Annotated in this window: 2 protein-coding genes and 1 pseudogene; 2 read left to right on the top strand and 1 reads right to left on the bottom strand. The window is 73.8% G+C overall.

Annotation, left to right across the window (positions count from 1 at the left end):
• Both MTQ10_RS29765 and MTQ10_RS29760 read left to right on the top strand, forming a co-directional pair.
• Positions 1 to 226: pseudogene (locus MTQ10_RS29765) on the top strand (glucose-6-phosphate isomerase); the annotation flags it as partial.
• 53 nt (positions 227 to 279) lie between these two features.
• Complete coding sequence (locus tag MTQ10_RS29760) at positions 280 to 1179, top strand: sulfur globule family protein (protein WP_247473581.1); 900 nt, start codon at positions 280 to 282, stop codon at positions 1177 to 1179.
• Between the two features lie 78 nt (positions 1180 to 1257).
• Here MTQ10_RS29760 and MTQ10_RS29755 read toward each other — a convergent pair.
• The coding region (locus MTQ10_RS29755; protein ID WP_247473578.1) for an FtsX-like permease family protein at positions 1258 to 2427 on the bottom strand (1170 nt) is incomplete at its 5' end.

Below are 2427 nucleotides of genomic sequence, written 5' to 3'. Positions count from 1 at the left end.
GACCCCGTCGGTGCTCGGCCAGCTCGTCGCGCTGTACGAGCACAAGGTGTTCGTGCAGGGCGCCGTGTGGAACATCGACTCCTTCGACCAGTGGGGCGTCGAACTCGGCAAGGTCCTCGCCAAGCGCGTCGAACCCGCCCTCACCGAGGGCGCGGAGGTGCCCGGACTGGACGCGTCCAGCAAGGCGCTGGTCTCGCAGTACAGAAAGCTGCGTGGCCGGGGCTGACGGTCCCGTAGACTCCCCGGCGATCACGCTCGATCGTCACGGGGGAGTACGAGGTGACCAACCGGCAGGGACGTCGCTGGCTCGGTGAGGAGCTGACCGCGGGAAGCTTCCTGAGGCCCTGGCGCATCGCGGCGGCCGTGTTCCATCCGCGCTGGATCCCGGAGTCGCTCGATCCGACGGTCGAACGGCTCAAGCGGCTCCGGGTGATCGGCGGGGCGGTCGCCGCCCTCGGCGTCTACACCTACGTCCAGGGCGGCTTCGCCTTCGACGAGATGCTGGACAACGCCGTGACCGCCTCGGTCGTGCTGTTCTTCCTCACGCCGTTCACGGTCGGCGTGATGCTCTTCGTGTGGCGCCGCTCCGGCACCGTGCGCCAGTTGAAGAGACCGCTGTTCGACGCGCTGAAGCTGCTGCTGCTCTTCATCGTCTCGTTCTTCGGCACCGTCGTGCTGATGTGGAAGTACAGCACGTTCGGGCTGCTGGGCCAGCTCGTGCTCTCCCTGCTCGGGCTGTGGCTGTGCGTGTTCGTGATCGCGGGCGCGGTGAAGCTGTCCGGGAACTTCTTCGGCACCGCCGTGGTGCACCGCTGCCTGCCCCCGCTGCTGGCGACGGTGACGACGTGGCTGATGGCCCTCTCCGACCTGGTGACGGGGGACCTGCACGGGATGAGCCTGATGATGGGTCTCGTCTTCGTCCTCGGCGCCCCGGTCACCGTCACCGCCATCTCCCTGCTGGAGATGCGCCGGCTGCGCAGCCGCTACGGCATCCGGCTCGGCGTCCACCCCGCGGCGCTGCCGCCCCTGCCGCCGCCGCGCCCGGCGTACTCGCCGGGGCCGCAGATCCCGCCTCAGGGGCACCCGTACCCGTACGGCGCCCCGACCGGGAACCCGTACGGCGCGCCGTCCCCGAACCCCTACGGCGGCAACCGCTCCGGGAACCCGTACGGCGGCTGACCCCGGCCCCACCCGTCGGCCTTTCGGCCGCCGCGCCACCGCCCCGGCCCCGCCGGGGACCCGTCAGCCGAAGACTCGTCAGGCGACCGCGCTGAGCGTGTCCGCCAGGCGCCGCCGGGCCGCCCGGGAGGCGGGCACGACGGCGAGGGCGACGGCGCCGAGCACGGCCGCGACACCGAGCAGCAGCAGCGCCGGCAGCCCCGGACCCACGGCGATGCCCGCGCCGATGCCGCTGGAGCGGCCCTGGAGGTCGATCAGCCAGTGCGCGAGCGGCACCCCGAGAGCCGTACCGGCGAGGGCCGCGACCAGCGCCGTACCGCCCGTGGCCGTGACGGCGACGGCGGTGATCTGGCGCGGTGACAGGCCGATCGCCTTCAGCGCGAGTACATCCCGCTCGCCCTCGCGCACGGCCCCGCCGATCGCCGTCAGCAGCTCGATCAGCCCGATCAGCCCGAGCACGGCGATCAGCCCGACGACCACCCCGCGCAGCGGGGACAGCCCGTCGGCCGGATTGGTCACGGTGTGCACATCGAGGCGGCCGTGCCCGGCGTCGGTGAGCCGGTCGGCCACCTCCTTCGGGTCGGCGCCCGGTCGCAGCCGGACCTGGTACAGGGTGGGGGAGAGGCCGGGGTCGTTCTCGCGCAGGGTGTCCAGCGAGGTGGAGATGACCCGGCCGGCGTTCTCCGGTTCGATGCTGCGGCCGACGATGTGCAGGACCTGCGGCTGGTCGCCCACGGTCATCCGCACCCAGTCGCCCACCCGCACGTCCAGCAGGTCGAGCAGCCCCTGCCCGGCGACCGCCTCGTCCCGGCCGAGCGCGGGCCGCCCCTCGGCCAGGGTGTACGGGAACGGCTCGGCCCGGGTGCCCAGGCCTCGCAGGGCGATCGTCGCGGTCTGGCCGGGCACCAGCGCGGCCACCTCGACGCCCGGGTAGGCGGCGGCGACCTGCGGGTCCCGGTCGAGCACGGCCCGGGTGTCCCGGTCGGTGACACCGGACTCGGCGTGGACGGTGAGCTGCGCGGGCAGGCCGATCCGCTCGGGGTTGCTGTGGAAGCGGCCGATGGTCGTCCACGCGCTGAGCGCGACGACGATCAGCAGCAGCGGCAGCGTCAGCCGGGCGACCGTGGCGAGCGACCGGGGCCGGCGGCCGAACGCCCGGTGCAGCCCGAGGACCAGCGCGGGCGACACGGGAACGCCGAGGACCCGCCCCGTGAGCGCGTGCCGCGCGACCCCCGGCAGCCCCCCGGC

It is taken from the genome of Streptomyces sp. XM83C (assembly GCF_023072675.1).
GTDB lineage: Bacteria > Actinomycetota > Actinomycetes > Streptomycetales > Streptomycetaceae > Streptomyces > Streptomyces thermocoprophilus.
Note: the sequence above shows the minus strand (reverse complement) of the source record. Positions and strands in the feature narration are given on the sequence as shown.